This window comes from Bifidobacterium sp. UTBIF-78 (genome assembly GCF_006408945.1).
Taxonomy (GTDB): Bacteria; Actinomycetota; Actinomycetes; order Actinomycetales; family Bifidobacteriaceae; genus Bifidobacterium; species Bifidobacterium myosotis.
The window spans coordinates 38,630-57,228 of record NZ_JFAO01000006.1; the positions used below are offsets into that span (position 1 = coordinate 38,630).

Genomic DNA, 18,599 nt, shown 5'->3' on the forward strand with positions numbered 1-18,599 from the left:
CTGAGAGGAGCCACGCAAATACAGATGCGGCACCGGCCATTGGTCGATACCGCATCGGTAACAATTTACTTGCCTTCGGCGGTGTGGTCCACGTTCTCGAGCAGGAAGCCGGTGTACTGGAACTGCTCGGTCTGGGCCTTGGCCTGACGCAGGGTGTCGAGACCGACGCCGGCGATAATCAGAATCGTAGTGCCACCGAACGGGAGCTGGGCGTTAAGGCCAAGCGCCATGATGAGCACGGTCGGAATCAGCGCCACAAACAGCAGGTAGACGGCGCCGACGGTGTTGAGTCGGTTCATCACGTAAGTCAGGTAGCGGCTGGTGGCGCTGCCGGCGCGGATGCCCGGGATGAAGCCACCGTACTGCTTCATGTTGTCTGCGGTCTCATCCGGGTTGAAGGTGATGGACGTGTAGAAGAAGCAGAAGAACACGATCATCAGCGCGTACAGCGCGATGTACCACACGGACGTGGTGTTCGCCAGGTTGGAGTTGATCCACTTGACCCAGGACTGGTCGGACTTGCCGAACTGGGCGATCAGGGTCGGGATGGCCAGAATGGAGGAGGCGAAGATCGGCGGGATGACGCCGGACATGTTGATCTTCAGCGGCAGGTACGTGGAGGAGCCGCCGTACATCTTGCGGCCGATCATGCGACGGGTGTACTGGACCGGCACACGACGCTGGCACAGCTCGACGAAGTCGACGAAGATGAGGATGACCACGAGCACGCTCACGACGATGCCGAACTTGACCCAGTCGCCATCGGTGCCGTTGGTGCCCCAGCCGATCTCCCACAGCTGCGGCAGGAAGCCGGAGCAGATGGACATGAAGATCAAGATGGACATGCCCTGGCCGATGCCCTTGTCGGTGATGAGCTCGGCCATCCACATGATCAGGCCGGTGCCGCCGGTCATGATGAGCACCATGGTGACGAGGTTCCAGACGGAGCCGTCCGGGATGACCTGATCGCACTGGTAGTTGAACAGGGCGCCGGAGCGGGCGGTCACCAGAATGGTGGTGGACTGCAGCACGGCCAGACCGATGGTGAGGTAACGAGTGTACTGGGTCAGCTTGGCCTCGCCGGACTGGCCCTCCTTGTGCAGGGCCTCGAAGCGCGGAATGACGACGCGCAGCAGCTGCACCACGATGGAGGCCGTGATGTACGGCATGACGCCCAGTGCGAAGATGGACAGCTGAAGCATGGCGCCGCCGGAGAAGAGGTTCACCAGTCCGATGAAGTTCTCGGAAGCGGTCTGCATCTTACCCATGCATTCCTGAACGACCGAGTACTTGACGCCGGGGGTCGGAATGAACGAGCCGATGCGATAGACGATGATGATGAACAGGACGAAGAGAATCTTCTTCCTCAGCTCTTTGGTCTTCAGGGCCTGGATTAGTGTCCTCACCTGGGTTTCCTCCCTATGACACGCCAACGGGCGTGCAAAATTACACAAACTAAAAACCGAGCATAGTCGAAAGTGCCTACTTAGGACACCGCATGTCTCGTGGATGTTTGCTGAACGGTACTGTCATGCTGAACGAGGTGGGGCATGTGCAACCATCGGACGTTCCATGAATCCGCCTGCTGTTTCGATGCCGGTCCGGCATTGAAACGACCGACGAAGGTCTGTCGGCGGCTATGTGCGTCGGATGCGATCCGGGATAGGACGCGAGACATCGCTCACAGCGGCAAACGCTGACATCTCCATGGCGCACCCGCCATGGAAGCCAACCTTTGGTTGCCCAATCCCCCACTGCGCTCAGAATGACCGTAATCATACTGCGAATAGCTATAGATAATAGTGGCCCCCGTCCACCAATCGGCGAACGGGGGCCACATATCAGATTCGGTTCACCCCGCGGGACTCTCAGTCCTCGGAGATGGAGCCGCCAGCGGCTTCGATCTTGGCCTTGGCGGAAGCCGAAGCCTTCACACCCTTGAGGGTGAACGCAACGGTGGTCTCGCCATCGCCCAGCACCTTCACCGGAGCGCCGTCACGGACGACACCCTTGGCGACCAGATCGGCAACGGTCACTTCGCCACCCTGAGGGAAGACCTCAGCGAGCTTGGCGATGTTGACAACCTGGAACTCGACGCGGAACGGGTTCTTGAAGCCACGAAGCTTCGGCAGGCGCATGTACAGCGGCAGCTGGCCACCTTCAAAGCCCGGACGAACGTGGTAACGCTTCGTCTGGCCCTTGAAACCACGGCCGGCGGTCTTACCCTTGGAGCCCTCACCACGGCCAACGCGGATACGATCGCGGTTGGCGCCCGGAGCGGGCTTCAGGTCGTGCATCTGCAGGATTTCGTTATCTGCCATAATCAGTCAACCTCCTCGACGGTGACCAGGTGGCGCACGGCGTTCACCAGACCACGGTTGGCCGGGGTGTCCGGACGGACAACGGTCTTGCCGATCTTGTTCAGGCCGAGGGTCTTGACGGTGGCGCGCTGAGCCGGGGTACGGTTCACGATGCCGTGATGCAGGGTAATCTTCAGGTTCTTAGCCATGGGAATCACTCACCATCCTTCTCGTCGGCGGCGGCCTTGGCGGCAGCCTCCTCACGGGCCTTGCGAGCCTCGGCGATGCCGGCGGCACGGGCACGCAGCAGGGCGTCCGGAGCGACCTCGTTGAGGGTCAGGCCACGACGAGCGGCAATCTCCTCCGGCTCCTCAAGCTGCTTGAGTGCGGCGACGGTAGCGCGCACCACGTTGACCGCGGTGGCGGAACCCATCGACTTGGACAGCACGTCGGTGATGCCCGCGCACTCCATGACGGCGCGCACGGAGCCACCGGCGATTACACCGGTACCGGGAGCGGCCGGACGCAGCAGGACGGTGCCGGCGGCGTCGTGACCCTGAACCGGGTGGGTGATGGTGCCCTTGACGCGCGGCACAGTGAACATGTGCTTCTTGGCGTCGAGCTGGCCCTTGGCGATGGCGGCCGGGACCTCACGGGACTTGCCGTAGCCGACACCCACGGTGCCGTTGCCGTCGCCAACCACAACCAGGGCGGCGAAGCTGAAGGTACGGCCACCCTTGTGGGTCTTGGACACACGGTTGATGGTCACCACGCGATCGAGCATCTCGTCGCCGTGGTTCTCCTCACGACGGTTGCGACGCTCGCCGCGACGGCCTTCACCGCGCTGGCCACGACGACCCTTGCGGTCCTCGTTGTTGGATTCGGTCGCCACAGTGTTCTGAGTTTCTTCAGCCACTTGGGTTTCCTTCGTTTCGTTGTCGCTCACAGTGCAAGACCTCCCTCGCGGGCGCCTTCAGCAACGGCTGCGACGCGACCGGTGTACTTGTTGCCACCGCGGTCGAACACGACCTCGGTGATGCCGGCGGCCTTGGCCTTCTCGGCGATGAGCTCGCCGACCTTCTTGGCGGCCTCAACCTTGGTGCCCTCGAAGCCGTTGAAATCGGCCTGCAGGGTGGAGGCGGACACCAGAGTCATGCCCTTGGTATCGTCGACCACCTGGGCAACCATGTGGCGGTTGGAACGGGTGACCACCAGGCGCGGACGCTCGGCGGTGCCGGAGATGCGCTTGCGGATACGCGCGTGACGACGCTTGAGAGCGACCTTCTTGCCTTTTCCGAGAATCTTGACGCTCATATCACTTACCAGCCTTTCCAGCCTTGCGCAGGATGTGCTCGTCAGCGTACTTGATGCCCTTGCCCTTGTAGGGTTCCGGAGCACGCAGCTTGCGGATGTTGGCGGCGACCTGGCCCACAACCTGCTTGTCGGTGCCCTTGACGACTACCGTGTTCGGGTTCGGAATCTCGAAGGAGATGCCAGCCGGCGGGTTGACGGTAATGGTGTGGGAGTAGCCAAGGAAGAACTCGATGCCCTGGCCCTTGGCGACGGCACGGTAACCGGTGCCGACGATCTGCAAGGTCTTGGAGTAGCCATCGTGCACGCCCTTGACCATACCGGCCATGATGGAGCGGGCCAGACCGTGCTTGGCACGGGTCGGACGCAGGTCGTCGGCCGGGGTGACGATGATCTCGTTGCCCTCGACGACGGCGGTGATGCCTTCCGGCAGCTCGTAGGAGTCGGAGCCCTTCGCGCCCTTGGCGGAGAAGGACTGACCCTCGATCTTGACTTCAACGCCAGCAGGGATGGCGATGGGGAGCTTACCAATATGCGATGCCATGTTTCAGCTCTCCTTTCTCACCACACGAAGGCGACAATCTCGCCGCCAATGCCCCGGTCGAGGCATTCCTTCTGAGTCAGCAGTCCCGAGGAGGTCGAGATGATGGCGATACCCAGACCACCGAGCGGCATCGGCAGGGAGTCGGACTTCGCGTAACGGCGAAGGCCCGGCTTGGAGATGCGCTTGATGCCCTGAATGGAACGCTCACCGTTCGGACCGTACTTGAGGGTGACCTCAAGCGTCTGACCGACCTTGGCTTCCTTAGCGGAGAAGTCCTTGATGTAACCTTCGCGCTTCAGGATCTCGGCGATGTTCGCCTTGAACTTGGAGTACGGCATATCCACAGTTTCGTGCTTGGCCGCGCTCGCGTTACGCAGACGAGTCAGCATGTCTGCGATCGGATCTGTCATTGTCATTTTGGGCTTCACGCCCTTTCTCGCCGTGGTTTCCGCCGCTCGTCCGCCCCTACGGGCGGAACGGGCCGCGGACCTTCAGCGTCGATGTTTACCAACTGGACTTCGTAACTCCGGGCAGCTCGCCGCGGTGGGCCTTCTCACGAAGGCAGATGCGGCACAGGCCGAACTTGCGGTAGACGGAGTGGGGACGACCGCAGACCTGGCAGCGCGTGTACGCGCGCACCTTGAACTTCGGCTTGCCGGCCGCCTTGTTCTTCAGAGCGGTTTTTGCCATATCAGTTCTCCTTGAAGGGGAAGCCGAGCTGCTTGAGCAGGGCGTAGGCTTCCTTGTCGTCCTTGGTGGAGGTCACCACGGTGATGTCCATACCGCGCACGTGATCGATCGAATCGGGATCGATCTCGTGGAACATGGACTGCTCGGTGAGACCAAAGTTGTAGTTGCCCTGGCCATCGAACTGGTGGCCGTTGATGCCGCGGAAGTCGCGGATACGGGGCAGCGCCAAGGTCAACAGACGATCGAGGAACTCCCACATGCGGTCGCCACGCAGCGTGACGTACGCACCGATGGCCTGGCCCTCACGCAGGTGGAACTGCGCGACGGACTTCTTGGCCTTGGTGATCTTCGGCTTCTGGCCGGTGATCACGGTGAGATCCTTGACGGCGCCTTCGATGAGCTTGGAGTCGCGAGCGGCGGCACCCACACCCATGGAGACGACGACCTTCTGGAGGCGAGCAACCTGCATCGGGTTGGAGTACTTGAACTCCTTCTCGAGCTCCGGGATGATCTCCTCGTTGTACTTGACCTTCAAGCGCGGGGTGGCCGGCGCTTCGACGGTAGTATCGGTCATGCCAGCTCCTTTCCGGACTTCTTGGCGACGCGCACGCGCACGGTCTTCACCTTGCCGTCACGCGCCTCTTCCTTGATGGTGACGCCCACGCGGGTCGGCTGCTTGGTCTCCGGGTCGATGACCATCACGTTGGAGCGATGGATCGGAGCCTCGACAGACACGATGCCAGCCTGCTGGCCCTGCTGCGTGGCGCGCACGTGCTTCTTGACGATCTGCACGCCTTCGACGATGAGTCGGTCGTTGGGCAGCACCTGCTTGACGGTGCCCTCCTTGCCGCGGTCCTTGCCGCGGATGACCTTGACCAGGTCGCCGCTCTTGATCTTGGCTACCATGTCAGATCACCTCCGGGGCGAGGGACACGATCTTCATGAACTTCTGCTCACGCAGTTCACGACCAACCGGTCCGAAGATACGAGTGCCCTTCGGTTCACGGCCGGAGCCGAGAATGACGGCGGCGTTCTCGTCGAACTTAATGTAGGAACCATCGTTACGACGGGATTCCTTGACAGTGCGGACGACAACGGCCTTCACCACATCGCCCTTCTTGACCGACCCGCCGGGGATGGCGTCCTTGACGGAGGCGACGATCACGTCGCCGATGCCGGCATAGCGTCGCTTCGATCCGCCGAGCACTCGGATAGCGAGGAGTTCCTTCGCACCCGTGTTGTCGGCGACATGAAGCCGCGTTTCCTGCTGAATCATTGATTCTCCTTAGCCGAGCTGGTTCTCCCCATTTACCGGGATGCCGTGGTCGCCCACAGCACCCCGGTAAATGGCGAGCCTTGCCGAACTTTACTTACTTAGCGCGCTCGATAATGGATTCGAGACGCCAGCGCTTGGTCTTGCTCAGAGGCCGAGTCTCCATAATACTCACAAGGTCGCCAACGTGGGCTTCGTTGTGTTCATCATGAGCCTTGACCTTCTTGGTGGTGCGCACAACCTTGCCGTACAGCGGGTGGGTGGCGCGCTTCTCGAGCTCGACGGTGATCGTCTTGTCCATGGCTTCGGACACGACGTAGCCGCGGCGAACCTTACGGAAGTTACGCTCTTCAGCCATAATCACTTCTCCTTGGATTCGGTAGCGGCCGGCTCCTGGCTGATGCCAAGCTCACGCTCGCGCAGCACGGTGTACATGCGGGCGATGTCATGCTTGACGGCCTTGAGACGGGCAGTGTTCTCGAGCTGACCGGTGGCGGACTGGAAGCGCAGGTTGAACAGCTCTTCCTTGGACTTCTTCAGGAAGCCCTCGATCTCGGCGTTGGTCTTCTCGTTGAGATTCTTGATGGAGTATTCAGCGGTACCGACTGCCATCAGATATCACCACCTTCACGTGCGATAATGCGGCACTTCATCGGGAGCTTGTCGATGGCGCGGCGCAGAGCCTCGCGAGCGACTTCCTCGGACACACCACCGATCTCGAACATCACACGACCGGGGCGGATGTTGGCGATCCAGAACTCCGGGGCACCCTTACCGGAACCCATTCGGGCACCGAGCGCGTGCTTGGTCAGCGGACGATCCGGGAAGATCGTGATCCACACACGACCGCCACGCTTGATGTAACGGGTCATGGCGATACGGGCGGCTTCGATCTGACGGTTGGTCACGTAGGCCGGGGCAAGAGCCTGGATACCGAAATCACCGAAGTTGATCTCGTTGCCGCCCTTGGACATGCCAGAACGCACGGGGCGGTGCTGCTTGCGGTACTTAGTCCTCTTGGGGATAAGCATTCTTGCTCACTCCTTCGTTTCTGCAGCGTCGGCAGCCGCGGCGGGAGCCTCGGCCTTCGGGGCCTCGGCGGCCTGCGGGGCGGCAGAACGGTTGCCACGGCGCGGACGGCGATCGCCGCCACGACGGCCCGGACGGTTGTTCTGCTGAGCCTGCTGCTCTTCGAACTCGGATTCGGTCATGTCGCCCTTGTAGATCCACACCTTGACGCCGATGCGGCCGTAGGTGGTACGAGCCTCGAAGAAGCCGTAATCGATGAGGGCGCGGAGGGTCTGCAGCGGAACGCGGCCCTCACGGTAGAACTCGGAACGGCTCATTTCCGCGCCGCCGAGACGGCCGGAGAGCTTGATGCGGATACCCTTGGCACCGGCGCGCATGGCGTCCTGCTGGGCCTTGCGCATGGCACGACGGAAGGTGACGCGGTTGGTCAGCTGCTCCGCGATGCCCTGGGCGACCAGCTGGGCGTCAAGGGCGGCGTTCTTCACTTCGAAGATGTTGAGCTGGACCTGCTTGCCGGTCAGCTTCTCGAGCTTGGCGCGGACCTTCTCGGCCTCGGCGCCACGGCGACCGATCACGATGCCCGGGCGGGCGGTGTGGATGTCGACGCGGACGCGGTCACGGGTGCGCTCGATCACGATCTTGCTCACGCCGGCGCGCTCGAGATCCTTGTTCATCTCCTTGCGGATCTTGTCATCCTCAAGGACGAAGTCGCGGTAGCGTTCGCCGACCTTGTTGGAGTCGGAGAACCACTTGGAGCGGTGGTTTTCGGTGATGCCCAGACGGTAGCCAAACGGATTGATCTTCTGACCCATCTTTAGCGGGCTCCTTCCTTGTTAGCCACGACGACCGTGATGTGGGAGGTGCGCTTGTTGATGCGAGCGGCACGGCCCTGGGCACGAGCGCGGAAGCGCTTGAGGGTCACGCCTTCGTCAACGAAGGTCTCCTTGATGTACAGGTCGTTCTCGCGGAACGGCTCGCCGGCCTTGTCGGCCTTCACGCGGGCGTTGGCGATGGCGCTCTCCAGGGTCTTGCGGACCGGCAGGGCCGCAGCCTGAGGGGCGAACTTCAAAATGGTGACGGCGTCGGTCGCCTTCTTGCCGCGGATGAGGTCGACCATGCGGCGAGCCTTGCGCGGCGTCACGCGGACGTGACGAGCGATTGCTTTAGCTTCCATGTTCTATTCCTTATCCTTAGCGGCGGGCCTTCTTGTCGTCCTTCACGTGACCCTTGAAGGTCTTCGTGGGGGCGAACTCACCCAGCTTGTGACCAACCATGGCCTCGGTGACGAACACCGGGACATGCTTGCGACCATCATGAACGGCGAAGGTGTGTCCGATGAAATCAGGAGTGATCATCGAACGACGGGACCACGTCTTGATGACGTTCTTGGTGCCCTTCTCGTTCTGCTCGTCGACTTTCTTCTGCAAGTGGGCGTCGACGAAGGGGCCCTTCTTGATGCTACGAGTCATCTTCTCGATACTCCCTTACTTGCGGTTCTTGCCGGACGGACGACGACGAACAATCATCTTGTTCGAAGCCTTCTTCGGACGACGAGTACGAACCTCGCCCTTGCCCCACGGGGAAACCGGCGGCTTGCCACCGCGGGTACGACCGCCGTGCGGGTGGTCGACCGGGTTCATGGACTCACCACGGGTGATCGGGCGCTTGCCCATCCAACGAGCACGACCGGCCTTACCGAGCTGGATGTTGGCGTGGTCCTCGTTGCCGACCTCGCCGACGGTAGCGCGGCAGCGCGCGTCGACGTTGCGGATTTCGCCGGACGGCATACGCAGCTGGGCGTAGGCGCCATCCTTGGCGACGAGCTGGACGGCAGTACCGGCGGAACGGGCGATCTTGGCGCCGCCGAGCGGCTTCAGCTCAATCGCGTGCACCACGGTACCGGTCGGGATGTTGGCCAGCGGCAGGTTGTTGCCCGGCTTGATATCGGCCTGAGCGCCGGTCTCGATGACATCGCCCTGCTTGACGCCCTTCGGCGCGATGATGTAGCGCTTCTCGCCATCGGCGAAGTGCAGGAGGGCGATGCGGGCGGAACGGTTCGGATCGTACTCGATCTCGGCAACCTTGGCCGGCACGCCGTCCTTGTCCCAACGCTTGAAGTCGATGAGACGATACTGACGCTTGTGGCCGCCACCGCGGTGGCGGGAAGTGATGCGGCCGTAGGAGTTACGACCACCAGTCTTGGAATTCTTGCGAACCAGCGACTTCTCAGGCGTGGAGCGCGTCAGCTCGGAGAAGTCCGAGACGGAGGCGTTGCGACGGCCTGCGGAAGTCGGCTTGTAAACGCGGATAGCCATAATGTAGTTCTTCCTTTAACTTTTCTCGGCTAGCCTTCAGTTGCCAAAGATATCGATCGTCTGGCCCTCGGCGACGGTCACGATCGCGCGCTTCTGAGAGACGCGGTAGCCGAAACCGGTGCGGGTGCGCTGCTTCTTGCCGGCGCGGTTGAGGGTGTTGACGTTCGTCACCTTGACCTTGAAGATCTCTTCGATAGCCTGCTTGATCTGGACCTTGTTCGCGTCCTGAGCAACCACGAAGGTGTACTGACCGCGATCGGAAGCGGCGTAGCTCTTCTCGGAGACCACCGGCTTGAGGATCACGTCATGTGCGGGCTTGTGAATAGCGACCATCTAAATCAGGCCTCCTTCGGCTCGGTCTTGGCGGCCACGAAAGCCTCGAGGGCTTCCTTGGTGAAGACCACATACTGCGCGGTGACCACGTCGTACGTGTTGAGCTGATCGACGAAAATCGGGTGAACGTTCGGAAGGTTGCGCACGGAAATCCACTCGTTGATGTTGTCGCGAGTGAAGACAATCGTGGCGAACTTGTCCGAGATGACCGGGTTCAGGGCGGCGAGGGCGGCCTTGGTGGACGGGGTATCGGTGATACCGAAGTCCACGACGGCGATGCGGCCGGCGTTGGCGCGGTCGGACAGGACGTAGCGCAGGGCCGCGGCCTTCATCTTCTTGGGGGTGTTCTGGGCGTAGCTACGCGGCACCGGGCCGTGGACGACGCCACCGTGGACCCACTGCGGCGCACGGATCGAACCCTGACGAGCGCGACCGGTACCCTTCTGCTTCCACGGCTTCTTGCCGCCGCCGGAGACCTTGGACTGGTTCTTGACGGCGTGGGTGCCCTGACGGGCAGCCGCGAGCTGGGCGATGACGACCTGGTGGATCAGCGGGATACGGGCCTGAATGTCCTCTTTGGAGACACCGAAGAGCTCAGCCGGGGCCTCGACGGTACCGGTGGCCTGGCCCTTGGCGTCAGTGACGTTGAAAGAAACGTTTGCCATGGTTTATCAGGCTCCCTTCACAGCCGTGCGGACAACGACGATGCCGCCCTTCGGGCCCGGAATGGCGCCCTTGATGGCGAGAATGCCGTTCTCAACATCGGAGGAAACGACGGTCAGGTTCAGGACGGTGGAGGTCACATGACCCATGCGACCGGCCATACGCTTGCCCTTGAGAATACGGCCCGGGGTCGCGCATGCGCCCACGGAACCAGGACGGCGCTCGTTCTTGTGAGAGCCGTGGGAACGACGGTAGGACTTGAAGCCCCAGCGCTTGATGGTGCCGGCGAAGCCCTTACCCTTGGTGGTTCCGGTCACATCGACCTCGGAACCCTCTTCGAACAGATCGGCGGCCAGCTCCTGGCCCGGCTCGAACTGATCGACATCATCGGTACGCACCTCGACGAGGTGGCGACGCGGGGTGACACCGGCCTTGGCGAAGTGGCCAGCCAGCGGCTTGGTCACCTTGGTCGGGTCGATGGCGCCGTAACCGAGCTGGACGGCCTTGTAGCCATCGGACTCCTCGGTCTTGACGGCGGTCACCACGTTGGTGGACACGTCGACGAGCGTGACGGGCACGAAGAAGCCGTTCTCGTCCCACACCTGAGACATGCCGAGCTTCTTGCCCAGCAGAGCCTTGCGATTAGACATAATGCTTCCTCCTCCCTTACAGCTTGATTTCGATGTTGACGTCCGCAGGCAGATCGATGTGCATCAGGGAGTCCACGGCCTTGGGGGTCGGGTCCACGATGTCGATGAGGCGCTTGTGAGTGCGCATTTCGAAGTGCTCGCGAGAATCCTTGTACTTGTGAGGAGAACGAATAACAACAAAGACGTTCTTCTCGGTCGGCAGCGGAACGGGGCCAACAACAGTTGCGCCCGCGTTCGTCACCGTTTCGACGATCTTCTTCGCCGATTGGTCGATGACCTCGTGGTCATAGGACTTAAGCCTGATGCGGATTTTCTGTCCCGCCATTGCCGTCCGCCCTTTCTAGCGATTCGTTGTACTGTTTACCAACCTGCTTCTAGGGCACCGGCGCGCATGGCCTCCCTTGGACATACGTCCCTTGGCGGTCATCCGACATCAGTGCGCAGTTTCCGGCGACGTTCACACATCACCAGCCCGCGCTCGCTTTTTTAATTCCAATTTGCGAGCCCAAATCAGGCAACTTGTTTATCTAACCACCGAGGTGGGACTAATTCGTCGGTTCAGAAACCCGGGCGTGTCGCCCCTCGGATCCCCGTCCTTCCCCTTGGACTTCAATCCTGCTCCCTACTGTTCTTCCGCCGTTCTCCTCCGTTCTCCCACCATCCCGTCTGCTTTTGTTTTCCACTGTCTCTTCCGTCCCCTCCACCTGCTCAGATTTCCGCATTCATAAGGAGAGTGACTGTCTGACTGCTCTCAGGCCGTTCCTTCCCCTCACACGGATTTCCGGCCAGGTTGGTAGAAGACGAGCAGTACGGCGTCGTCATCCCGCCGCCCACGCAGATTTCCGTCCTCTCGAATCTGGATTTCTCCCTCTCTCTTCTCTCAATCTCCACACCGACCAATCTCGTTTTCTTAACGGTCTCGTGTCTTTATTCGTCCACCGTCTCTCACGCAGGCAATTTGTGTATCTGAAATCAGGCTGCAGGTAATTCATGTCTGTCAAGGAAGGAGTTCGACTCATAATCGGATACAAACTGCCTGCAACACAGCAAACAACACACTTTTTACCTGCGTCTTCGCCTATAACCCCACTCATTCTCCCTGCAACGTTCCGCAAAACTGAATAAAACTGGATACGCACATCTGTGCAAACTTATTAATCCACCCGTTCTGTCTGCGCCTCATTCTCTTCACTCTGTAACGACAAACCAATGCAGGTAAAACAATGACAAATAACGACAGCATCATGAGAAGTTCGTCATTAATCTTCATTAGTGCCCACGGAACTCCGCGGAACCCCGGCATGCATGAGTTTGCGGACCAAAGGTTCCCGCTTCATGGCCTCACGGAACGAAAATCGCACAACTTCATCGGCAATCTGACGAATACGCTCCTCCCTTTCTTTCTCCGCGATGATAGTGTCGGACAGACTTCCGTGAAACATCACCGGATCGCGATATTTCACGCGTCCATCCAGCTCGGCAACAATCAAACGGCCATCAGCCGTATGCCAGGCATAATCCACGCGATCGCGATGCGCAAGGTCAAAGGGATAGATAATCTCTTCCTGAAGAGTCGGACAAGCAAATCTCTCTTCCACAATCACCCCGAGAGCATACGCCTCACCGCCGTTTTCGGTCCGGCCCGTCGCATACTCCAACGCGCGCAACGCCTGATAGCGTCCTTTCCCCTGCAACTGCTCGAAGCAGTCGCGCAACGATTTCTTACTGGCAAGACGCTTACGCAGCACAGCCTCCCCGATTGCCAACGCATCGGGAAAAGTATGTTTTCTCATGCAGTCGAATGCCGTACGATGCAACGGTGTCACTCGCACACCATCGACAACTTCATACTGGATATCAGCCATATAGTGATGCCGGATCAAACCATAATCATGCTGATACGTATGCCGAGTCACCGCGATATTCACATTGTGCATGTGACGAGTGGACTCATTGATGCCATGTAGCGCAGCCGCAGTCATCTCGCTGAACACCCATTGTGGATGCTTTGCCGCCAAAGACCTGATAATGTGCCGATACCGTTCCGCGCCATCCAGCGTACGCCAGTAGTCAGGCCGCACATACATACCTTTGTATATGCACTGCAGTTCTCCGGCTTCCGCACGCTTCGCCAAAGAACGACGCTGGGAAGCATTCAATCCCCATACGCACAGACGCTGCCGTTGCGCGGCGTCGAGGCGTTGTTCGAGTTGTCTGTTTCGTCTCATGTGGAGACGGTATGGGATGGCGGGCGCACAAGTCCAGCCGAACTGGCCTATGTGGTTCCAGCTTATGGAGTTATCCACATTTGCGTACGCAGGTGGCGCGAATGTGGATTTGACCGACGCGATGGAGATGGGGATGTGAGGAATGGATGATACGACGTGGCCGAGGTCACAGCGGGGAATGCGAAACAAGGATTGTGGGTCAGGGCATGGCCAATTATCGTGGATGCCGTGACACAATCACTGGCCAAGAACATCCACCCCATCACCGAGCACGGCGCGAACGTGCTGTATCAGCATGGCACGTTGGCACTGCTCGTACCGGGGCTGCTCGAGGGCACCACCACGATCGGCGAGCTGCTCAAGCACGGCGACACCGGCATAGGCACCGGCGAAGGACTGGACGGCGAACTCATCATCCTTGACGGCATCGCCTACAAAATAGGCCAGTCGGGCGTGGCGGAGCGGGTACCGGACGACTTCACCATGCCGTTCGCCAATTCGCACCGCGCGGCATTCCAATACCAGTGCGAACGCGAGGACATCGGCCTCGAGGCGCTCAACAAGCGCATTGTGGAGGCCAACGGCCGCGCCAACACGTTCTTTTCGGTGATCGTGCACGGCACGTTCAGCTTCATCAAGACGCGCGCCGTGATCAAACAGCAGGCGCCCTACCCCACGCTGCTTGAAGTGGCCGACCGTCAGGCCATCTTCCTCAGGCACGACGTGACCGGCACCATGCTGGGCTACTTCTCCCCCGTGATGTTCCATGGGGCCGCCGTGGCCGGATTCCACGAGCATTTCCTCTCCGACGACCATACCTTCGGCGGCCATGTGCTTGACGCGGTGCTGGGTCGTGGCAAGATTTACAGTCAGGTGTTCGACACTTTGGTGACCCACCTGCCGGTGGACGATCCGGGCTACCGCAATCACGATTTTTCACAGGACAACATCGCCGAAGCGATCACGAGCGCCGAAGGTGACGCGCGGTAGTTTCTTTGTCGCGGGCAGCAGCACGTTCGTGGCCGAACGGACGTTTCCCATCCGGTTCGGGTCCATTTCCAGTATCCTGCGTCAAAAACTCGCTGACGAATTCACTGCCTCTCAGGCCTACTTCGCGAACCGTTCGTCCTGCAAATATAGACGCGCTGCGTACGCAGTCTACTGGCTTCCGGCCTTCCGTTCGCGCGATCACACCGATACGATGGTGGGCATGAATGAGCAGCCGTTCCCTACGCCCATCCTCGCTTCGTCTTCCGGCAAGGCCGCCCGCCGCCGCACCGGAAAAGGCGATTGGATTCCCGACCAGCCTGGCGCGTGGGCGATGGCGTTGCTGCCTGCGATCGCGGGAGTCGTCATCGCCGGACCGGGCGTGGACACCATTTGGCTGCTGGTGGCGTGGATCATATGCTACTGCGTGCAGTTCAGCGCGGCGAGATGGCTGAAGTCGCGCTGTTCACCACGGTATTTGCCGCCGGCACTCGTATATACCGTCGCATTGGCGATCGTGGGCGTGCCATTTCTTATCACGCATGCTGGCATACTGCGTTGGGCTCCTCTATATATAGTGCTTGCCGCGGCATCGATGGCGGCCGCGTGGCTTCGCAAAGAACGCTCACTATGGGGCAACACGGTGGCGGTCATCGCCGCATCCACCATGACCGTGGTAATCGACTCCTTCACGCCCCGACCGCAATGTACCTGTCTCAAGCCCGTCATACCCGTTCGCGTCGATGCATCGACTTCCTTGTCGTGCAATCCTGACACCGTGTATGCGGCGGTTCGCGATATGCCAGCCATTGAGCGGCTGTTCGACCTTCAGGCCTGGTGGCCGGAAGGCGCCTTGCCACCGGAGGGGTTGGTCGCCACCCTCCTGTTTGCGGTCACGCAGTTCGGCTCGGTGCTGTTCGTGAAGACCATGATTCGGGAACGCGGCAAACGCGGATGGCTGTGGGCGTCGTGGATATGGCATGGGGCGTTGTTCGCTACTGCGATGATGTTCCAGGCAATGGCGCTGAATCCGATGCACAATCTGTCGACGCTGCTGACGCTGATTGCCGCGGCTGCGCTGCTGGCGCGGGCGATCGCATTGCCGCTCGTCGCCCGAACGCGCACCATCAAGCCGATGATCGTCGGCGTCACCGAATGCTTCTCAAGTCTCCTCGTCTTCGGATGCATCATCGCGGTGGTGATGTAGCCGTCGCATTGTAGCCGCAATACGGCGTAATACGAAAAAGAGCCCGTCCGCAATGGACGGGCTCCCCTGTGACCGGTATCGGGTCGGACATTAGATATTCGGATAACCGACTGTCAGATATCAGATATTCAGACATCCGACAGTCACCGGTCAAACAGTCGGATAACCGACAGCCATCGGTCAGACAGTCATATATCTGACAGTCACTGGTCAGTACCGGTCAGTGCCGATCAGTATCGGTCAGTCACCAATCAGTCACCAATCTGGACCGATCAGACATCAATCCGACATATGGCAATCCGATACCAATATCCGACTCATCGCACATGTCAGACGCGCTCGGAGGCTTCCTCGGTGGCGGCTTCGCCCTCGCGCTCGACGCGCAGCTTGTGGCCTTCGGCCTGGCTGACGCCGTAGTAGGCGGCGATGGCGATGTCCTTCATGTCGTTGATCAGCGGGATGCGCGGGTTGGCCGGGGTGCACTGATCCTCGTAGGCGCGCATGCCGATCTGGTCGAGCACGCTCCAGAAGTAGTCCTCGTCCACACCGCAATCCTGGAAGCTCTTGTTCATGCCGAGCTTGTTGTCGCGGTAGTCCTCGACGGCCTTCGCCAGGTTCTCGACGGCCTCGGCCGGGGTGCGGCCGGTGTCGATGCCGAGGTTGCGGGCGATGTCGCGGTAGCGTTCCGGAGCGACGTACTTGTTGTACTTCGGCCAGCTGGTCGGCTCCTCCGGGATCTGGCCGTTGTAGCGGATCACGTACGGCAGCAGGATCGAGTTGGTGCGGCCGTGCGCGATGTGGCACAGGGCGCCGATGGTGTGGGCCATGCCGTGGCACATGCCCAGGAACGCGGAGCCGAACGCCATGCCGGCCATCGTGGCGGCGTTGTGCATTTTCTCCTGCGCGTTCGTCTTGGCCAGACCGGGCTCGCCGTTGACGGACTCGGCCAGGTTCTCCCAGATGAGCTTGGCCGCGTGCAGGGCCATGCCGTCGGTGAAGTCGTTCGCGTACACCGACACGTACGCCTCGAAGCTGTGGGTCAGCGCGTCGAAGCCGGCGTCGGAGGCCAGACGGCGAGGCTGGGTGCGGGCTAGCACCGGATCCACGATGGCCACAGACGGGGTCAGCGCGTAGTCGGTGATCGGGTACTTGTAGCCGGTCTTGTGGTCCGTGATCACGGCGAACGGCGTCACCTCGGAGCCGGTGCCGGACGAGGTCGGGATGCACACGAGCTTGGCCTTCTTGCCCAGCGGCGGGATCTTGAAAGCGCGCTTGCGGATGTCGAAGAACTTCTCGCGCACGTCGGAGAACGCGATCTCCGGGTGCTCGTAGAGCAGCCACATGATCTTGGCCGCGTCCATCGGCGAGCCGCCGCCGACCGCGATGATCGTATCGGGCTCGAACTCCTCGCGCATCATCTCCGCGCCCTTCTCGACGGTCTCGACGGAGGGCTCCGGCTCCACGTAGTCGATGATGCGGAACGTCACGTTGTTGGAACGCGCGCGCAGCTGGTCGATGATCTTGTCCACGACGCCCAGCTGCTCCATCACCTTGTCGCACACGATGACGGCCTTCTCGATGCCGAACATGTCGCGCAGGTACTTGATGGCGTTCGGCTCGAAGTAGGTCTTCGGCGGGATCTTGAACCACTGCATGTTGTTGTTCCTCCGAGCGATGCGCTTGATGTTGACGAGGTTCACGGCCTGCACGTTGCCGGACACCGAGTTGCCGCCGTAGGAGCCGCAGCCCAGGGTCAGCGACGGGGCGATCGCGTTGTAGATGTCACCGATGCCGCCCAGCGAGCTCGGCTGGTTCCAGATGATGCGGCATGCGTGCATCCGCAGGCCGTACTCACGCACGAGCTCCTGGTTGTTGGTGTGGATGGCGGCGGTGTGGCCGGCGCCCAGACGCAGCATCTTCTCGCACATCTCGAAGGCCTGTTCCTTGGAATCGGCCTTGAGCACGGCCTGCACCGGGGCGAGCTTCTCGTGGGTCAGCGGCTCGTCGTCGGAGACCTCCTTGCATTCGGCGCAGATGATGGTCGCGTCGGCCGGGATCTCGAAGCCGGCAGCCTTGGCGATGTACTGCGGGGACTTGCCCGGCACCACGGAGTTGAGCTTCGGCATCTGGCCGGAGCCGGCGGTGCAGCCGAACATGTACTGCTCGAGCTTGGCCTTCTCCTCGGCGTTCACGAAGTACGCCTTGCGGGTCTTGAGCTCCTTGACCAGCGCGTCGTACACGTCCTTGTGGGCGATGATGGCCTGCTCGGTGGCGCAGATCATGCCGTAGTCGAAGTGCTTGGAGAGCACCAGGTCGTTGGCGGCACGCACGATGTCCACATCCGTGTCGATGTAGGCCGGGGCGTTGCCGGCGCCCACGCCCAGGGCCGGCTTGCCGGAGGAATACGCGGCCTTGACCATGCCCGGGCCACCGGTCGCCAGGATCGTGGCCACGCCCGGGTGCTTCATCAGCGCGCCGGTCGCCTCGATGGACGGGTGCTCGATCCACTGGATGCAGTTGGCCGGGGCGCCGGCCTCGATGGCGGCGTCACGCACGATGCGCGCGGCCTCGACCGAACACTTCTGGGCGCCGGGGTGGAAGCCGAAGATGATCGGGCAACGGGTCTTCAGGGCGATCAGCGACTTGAAGATGGCGGTGGAGGTCGGGTTGGTGACCGGGGTCACGCCCGCGACCACGCCCACCGGCTCGGCGACCTCATCGATGCCCATGACATCGTCCTCACGAATGATGCCGACGGTCTTCTGACCGGCCATGTAATTCGTGACATGCTCGCAGGCGAAGATGTTCTTCGTGGCCTTGTCCTCCACGAGACCACGGCCGGTCTCGTCCACGGCCATCTTCGCAAGCACCAGATGCTTGTTCAGCGCCGCCACCGAGGCCTTCGCCACGATGCGGTCCACCTGCTTCTGATCCAGATTCTCAAACTCGTCCAGCGCCTTGAGCGCCTTCTGCACGAGCGCATCCACCTCGGCCTCGGCCGCCGCCTGCTTCTCCTCGGGGGTCGGCTTGGTCGCCTCGACCTTGTTCTTTGCTTCTGCCACTTGGGTC

General features: G+C 61.1%; 26 protein-coding genes. 2 read left to right on the top strand and 24 right to left on the bottom strand.

The genetic code is table 11. The features are described 5' to 3' along the window. Positions 1–65: 65 nt before the first annotated feature. From secY to BG22_RS02100, 23 genes are all read right to left on the bottom strand, one after another. The gene (gene secY / locus BG22_RS01985; RefSeq protein WP_094666741.1) at positions 66–1,406 is read right to left on the bottom strand and encodes a preprotein translocase subunit SecY; all 1,341 of its coding nucleotides are present in this window, start codon (positions 1,404–1,406) and stop codon (positions 66–68) included. A gap of 462 nt (positions 1,407–1,868) precedes the next feature. Further along, a complete protein-coding gene (rplO, locus tag BG22_RS01990) occupies positions 1,869–2,321 on the bottom strand; it encodes a 50S ribosomal protein L15 (RefSeq protein ID WP_094666740.1) in 453 nt (150 codons plus the stop codon). Between the two features lie 2 nt (positions 2,322–2,323). Then, positions 2,324–2,509 (bottom strand): 50S ribosomal protein L30, encoded by a 186-nt coding sequence (gene rpmD, locus BG22_RS01995; RefSeq protein WP_094666801.1) that lies wholly within the window; start codon positions 2,507–2,509, stop codon positions 2,324–2,326. Positions 2,510–2,514: 5 nt separating this feature from the next. Next, the gene (gene rpsE / locus BG22_RS02000; RefSeq protein ID WP_094666739.1) at positions 2,515–3,246 is read right to left on the bottom strand and encodes a 30S ribosomal protein S5; all 732 of its coding nucleotides are present in this window, start codon (positions 3,244–3,246) and stop codon (positions 2,515–2,517) included. Next, complete coding sequence (gene rplR / locus BG22_RS02005) at positions 3,243–3,614, bottom strand: 50S ribosomal protein L18 (protein WP_094666738.1); 372 nt, start codon at positions 3,612–3,614, stop codon at positions 3,243–3,245. Before rplR ends, rpsE begins: the two co-directional genes overlap by 4 nt. Before the next feature lies 1 nt (position 3,615). Continuing rightward, positions 3,616–4,155, bottom strand: coding sequence for a 50S ribosomal protein L6 (rplF, locus tag BG22_RS02010; protein WP_094666737.1), 540 nt, complete (start codon positions 4,153–4,155; stop codon positions 3,616–3,618). A gap of 17 nt (positions 4,156–4,172) precedes the next feature. Further along, a complete protein-coding gene (gene rpsH / locus BG22_RS02015) occupies positions 4,173–4,571 on the bottom strand; it encodes a 30S ribosomal protein S8 (RefSeq protein WP_094666736.1) in 399 nt (132 codons plus the stop codon). An 88-nt stretch (positions 4,572–4,659) separates the two neighbouring features. Then, positions 4,660–4,845 carry a type Z 30S ribosomal protein S14 gene (locus tag BG22_RS02025; RefSeq protein ID WP_003814530.1) on the bottom strand — a complete coding sequence of 62 codons (186 nt, stop codon included), beginning with the start codon at positions 4,843–4,845 and terminating at the stop codon, positions 4,660–4,662. A 1-nt stretch (position 4,846) separates the two neighbouring features. Then, entirely contained in the window at positions 4,847–5,419 is a 573-nt protein-coding gene (rplE, locus tag BG22_RS02030; protein ID WP_094666735.1) for a 50S ribosomal protein L5, read from the bottom strand. Then, on the bottom strand, positions 5,416–5,751 hold the full coding sequence (rplX, locus tag BG22_RS02035) for a 50S ribosomal protein L24 (RefSeq protein WP_094666734.1): 336 nt from the start codon (positions 5,749–5,751) through the stop codon (positions 5,416–5,418). Before rplX ends, rplE begins: the two co-directional genes overlap by 4 nt. A gap of 1 nt (position 5,752) precedes the next feature. After that, positions 5,753–6,121: a 50S ribosomal protein L14 gene (gene rplN / locus BG22_RS02040; RefSeq protein ID WP_094666733.1), complete on the bottom strand. Its 369-nt coding sequence runs from the start codon at positions 6,119–6,121 to the stop codon at positions 5,753–5,755. A gap of 94 nt (positions 6,122–6,215) precedes the next feature. Then, complete coding sequence (rpsQ, locus tag BG22_RS02045; RefSeq protein ID WP_094666732.1) at positions 6,216–6,476, bottom strand: 30S ribosomal protein S17; 261 nt, start codon at positions 6,474–6,476, stop codon at positions 6,216–6,218. Between the two features lie 2 nt (positions 6,477–6,478). Next, positions 6,479–6,730 (bottom strand): 50S ribosomal protein L29, encoded by a 252-nt coding sequence (rpmC, locus tag BG22_RS02050; RefSeq protein ID WP_094666731.1) that lies wholly within the window; start codon positions 6,728–6,730, stop codon positions 6,479–6,481. Then, a complete protein-coding gene (gene rplP, locus BG22_RS02055) occupies positions 6,730–7,149 on the bottom strand; it encodes a 50S ribosomal protein L16 (RefSeq protein ID WP_140492663.1) in 420 nt (139 codons plus the stop codon). Before rplP ends, rpmC begins: the two co-directional genes overlap by 1 nt. A 6-nt stretch (positions 7,150–7,155) precedes the next feature. Further along, positions 7,156–7,959, bottom strand: a complete 804-nt coding sequence (rpsC, locus tag BG22_RS02060; RefSeq protein WP_094666729.1) for a 30S ribosomal protein S3 — start codon at positions 7,957–7,959, stop codon at positions 7,156–7,158. A 2-nt stretch (positions 7,960–7,961) separates the two neighbouring features. Next, on the bottom strand, positions 7,962–8,321 hold the full coding sequence (gene rplV / locus BG22_RS02065; protein WP_094666728.1) for a 50S ribosomal protein L22: 360 nt from the start codon (positions 8,319–8,321) through the stop codon (positions 7,962–7,964). Between the two features lie 16 nt (positions 8,322–8,337). Next, entirely contained in the window at positions 8,338–8,616 is a 279-nt protein-coding gene (rpsS, locus tag BG22_RS02070; protein WP_003814508.1) for a 30S ribosomal protein S19, read from the bottom strand. 15 nt (positions 8,617–8,631) lie between these two features. Beyond that, positions 8,632–9,462 carry a 50S ribosomal protein L2 gene (gene rplB / locus BG22_RS02075; protein ID WP_140492666.1) on the bottom strand — a complete coding sequence of 277 codons (831 nt, stop codon included), beginning with the start codon at positions 9,460–9,462 and terminating at the stop codon, positions 8,632–8,634. Positions 9,463–9,498: 36 nt separating this feature from the next. Then, positions 9,499–9,795 carry a 50S ribosomal protein L23 gene (gene rplW / locus BG22_RS02080; protein ID WP_094666726.1) on the bottom strand — a complete coding sequence of 99 codons (297 nt, stop codon included), beginning with the start codon at positions 9,793–9,795 and terminating at the stop codon, positions 9,499–9,501. Between the two features lie 5 nt (positions 9,796–9,800). Then, positions 9,801–10,460: a 50S ribosomal protein L4 gene (gene rplD / locus BG22_RS02085; RefSeq protein WP_140492668.1), complete on the bottom strand. Its 660-nt coding sequence runs from the start codon at positions 10,458–10,460 to the stop codon at positions 9,801–9,803. 6 nt (positions 10,461–10,466) lie between these two features. Continuing rightward, positions 10,467–11,108, bottom strand: a complete 642-nt coding sequence (rplC, locus tag BG22_RS02090) for a 50S ribosomal protein L3 (RefSeq protein WP_094666724.1) — start codon at positions 11,106–11,108, stop codon at positions 10,467–10,469. A gap of 16 nt (positions 11,109–11,124) precedes the next feature. Next, the gene (gene rpsJ, locus BG22_RS02095; RefSeq protein ID WP_003808013.1) at positions 11,125–11,433 is read right to left on the bottom strand and encodes a 30S ribosomal protein S10; all 309 of its coding nucleotides are present in this window, start codon (positions 11,431–11,433) and stop codon (positions 11,125–11,127) included. Between the two features lie 934 nt (positions 11,434–12,367). Continuing rightward, positions 12,368–13,336, bottom strand: a complete 969-nt coding sequence (locus BG22_RS02100; protein ID WP_140492670.1) for a hypothetical protein — start codon at positions 13,334–13,336, stop codon at positions 12,368–12,370. Between the two features lie 228 nt (positions 13,337–13,564). Here BG22_RS02100 and budA point away from each other — a divergent pair, with 228 nt between their 5' ends. Continuing rightward, the gene (gene budA, locus BG22_RS02105; RefSeq protein WP_094666800.1) at positions 13,565–14,326 is read left to right on the top strand and encodes an acetolactate decarboxylase; all 762 of its coding nucleotides are present in this window, start codon (positions 13,565–13,567) and stop codon (positions 14,324–14,326) included. 28 nt (positions 14,327–14,354) lie between these two features. Further along, the gene (locus BG22_RS02110) at positions 14,355–15,530 is read left to right on the top strand and encodes a YwiC-like family protein (RefSeq protein WP_258186166.1); all 1,176 of its coding nucleotides are present in this window, start codon (positions 14,355–14,357) and stop codon (positions 15,528–15,530) included. Between the two features lie 329 nt (positions 15,531–15,859). Here BG22_RS02110 and adhE read toward each other — a convergent pair whose 3' ends face one another. After that, a complete protein-coding gene (gene adhE, locus BG22_RS02115; protein ID WP_140492673.1) occupies positions 15,860–18,592 on the bottom strand; it encodes a bifunctional acetaldehyde-CoA/alcohol dehydrogenase in 2,733 nt (910 codons plus the stop codon). Positions 18,593–18,599: the final 7 nt, after the last annotated feature.

Bases quoted from the DNA above. Each gene is read 5' to 3' on its own strand.
- rplO (WP_094666740.1), bottom strand. From the start codon at position 2,321: ATGGCAGATAACGAAATCCTGCAGATGCACGACCTGAAGCCCGCTCCG.
- rpsS (WP_003814508.1), bottom strand. From the start codon at position 8,616: ATGACTCGTAGCATCAAGAAGGGCCCCTTCGTCGACGCCCACTTGCAG.
- rpsH (WP_094666736.1), bottom strand. From the start codon at position 4,571: ATGACAATGACAGATCCGATCGCAGACATGCTGACTCGTCTGCGTAAC.
- rplX (WP_094666734.1), bottom strand. From the start codon at position 5,751: ATGGTAGCCAAGATCAAGAGCGGCGACCTGGTCAAGGTCATCCGCGGC.
- rpsC (WP_094666729.1), bottom strand. From the start codon at position 7,959: ATGGGTCAGAAGATCAATCCGTTTGGCTACCGTCTGGGCATCACCGAA.
- rpmC (WP_094666731.1), bottom strand. From the start codon at position 6,730: ATGGCAGTCGGTACCGCTGAATACTCCATCAAGAATCTCAACGAGAAG.
- rpsQ (WP_094666732.1), bottom strand. From the start codon at position 6,476: ATGGCTGAAGAGCGTAACTTCCGTAAGGTTCGCCGCGGCTACGTCGTG.
- rplN (WP_094666733.1), bottom strand. From the start codon at position 6,121: ATGATTCAGCAGGAAACGCGGCTTCATGTCGCCGACAACACGGGTGCG.
- BG22_RS02100 (WP_140492670.1), bottom strand. From the start codon at position 13,336: ATGAGACGAAACAGACAACTCGAACAACGCCTCGACGCCGCGCAACGG.
- rplV (WP_094666728.1), bottom strand. From the start codon at position 8,321: ATGGAAGCTAAAGCAATCGCTCGTCACGTCCGCGTGACGCCGCGCAAG.
- rplR (WP_094666738.1), bottom strand. From the start codon at position 3,614: ATGAGCGTCAAGATTCTCGGAAAAGGCAAGAAGGTCGCTCTCAAGCGT.
- rpmD (WP_094666801.1), bottom strand. From the start codon at position 2,509: ATGGCTAAGAACCTGAAGATTACCCTGCATCACGGCATCGTGAACCGT.
- rplD (WP_140492668.1), bottom strand. From the start codon at position 10,460: ATGGCAAACGTTTCTTTCAACGTCACTGACGCCAAGGGCCAGGCCACC.
- BG22_RS02025 (WP_003814530.1), bottom strand. From the start codon at position 4,845: ATGGCAAAAACCGCTCTGAAGAACAAGGCGGCCGGCAAGCCGAAGTTC.
- rplP (WP_140492663.1), bottom strand. From the start codon at position 7,149: ATGCTTATCCCCAAGAGGACTAAGTACCGCAAGCAGCACCGCCCCGTG.
- rplW (WP_094666726.1), bottom strand. From the start codon at position 9,795: ATGGTCGCTATTCACAAGCCCGCACATGACGTGATCCTCAAGCCGGTG.
- rplB (WP_140492666.1), bottom strand. From the start codon at position 9,462: ATGGCTATCCGCGTTTACAAGCCGACTTCCGCAGGCCGTCGCAACGCC.
- rplE (WP_094666735.1), bottom strand. From the start codon at position 5,419: ATGACCGATACTACCGTCGAAGCGCCGGCCACCCCGCGCTTGAAGGTC.
- rplC (WP_094666724.1), bottom strand. From the start codon at position 11,108: ATGTCTAATCGCAAGGCTCTGCTGGGCAAGAAGCTCGGCATGTCTCAG.
- rpsJ (WP_003808013.1), bottom strand. From the start codon at position 11,433: ATGGCGGGACAGAAAATCCGCATCAGGCTTAAGTCCTATGACCACGAG.
- rplF (WP_094666737.1), bottom strand. From the start codon at position 4,155: ATGGCATCGCATATTGGTAAGCTCCCCATCGCCATCCCTGCTGGCGTT.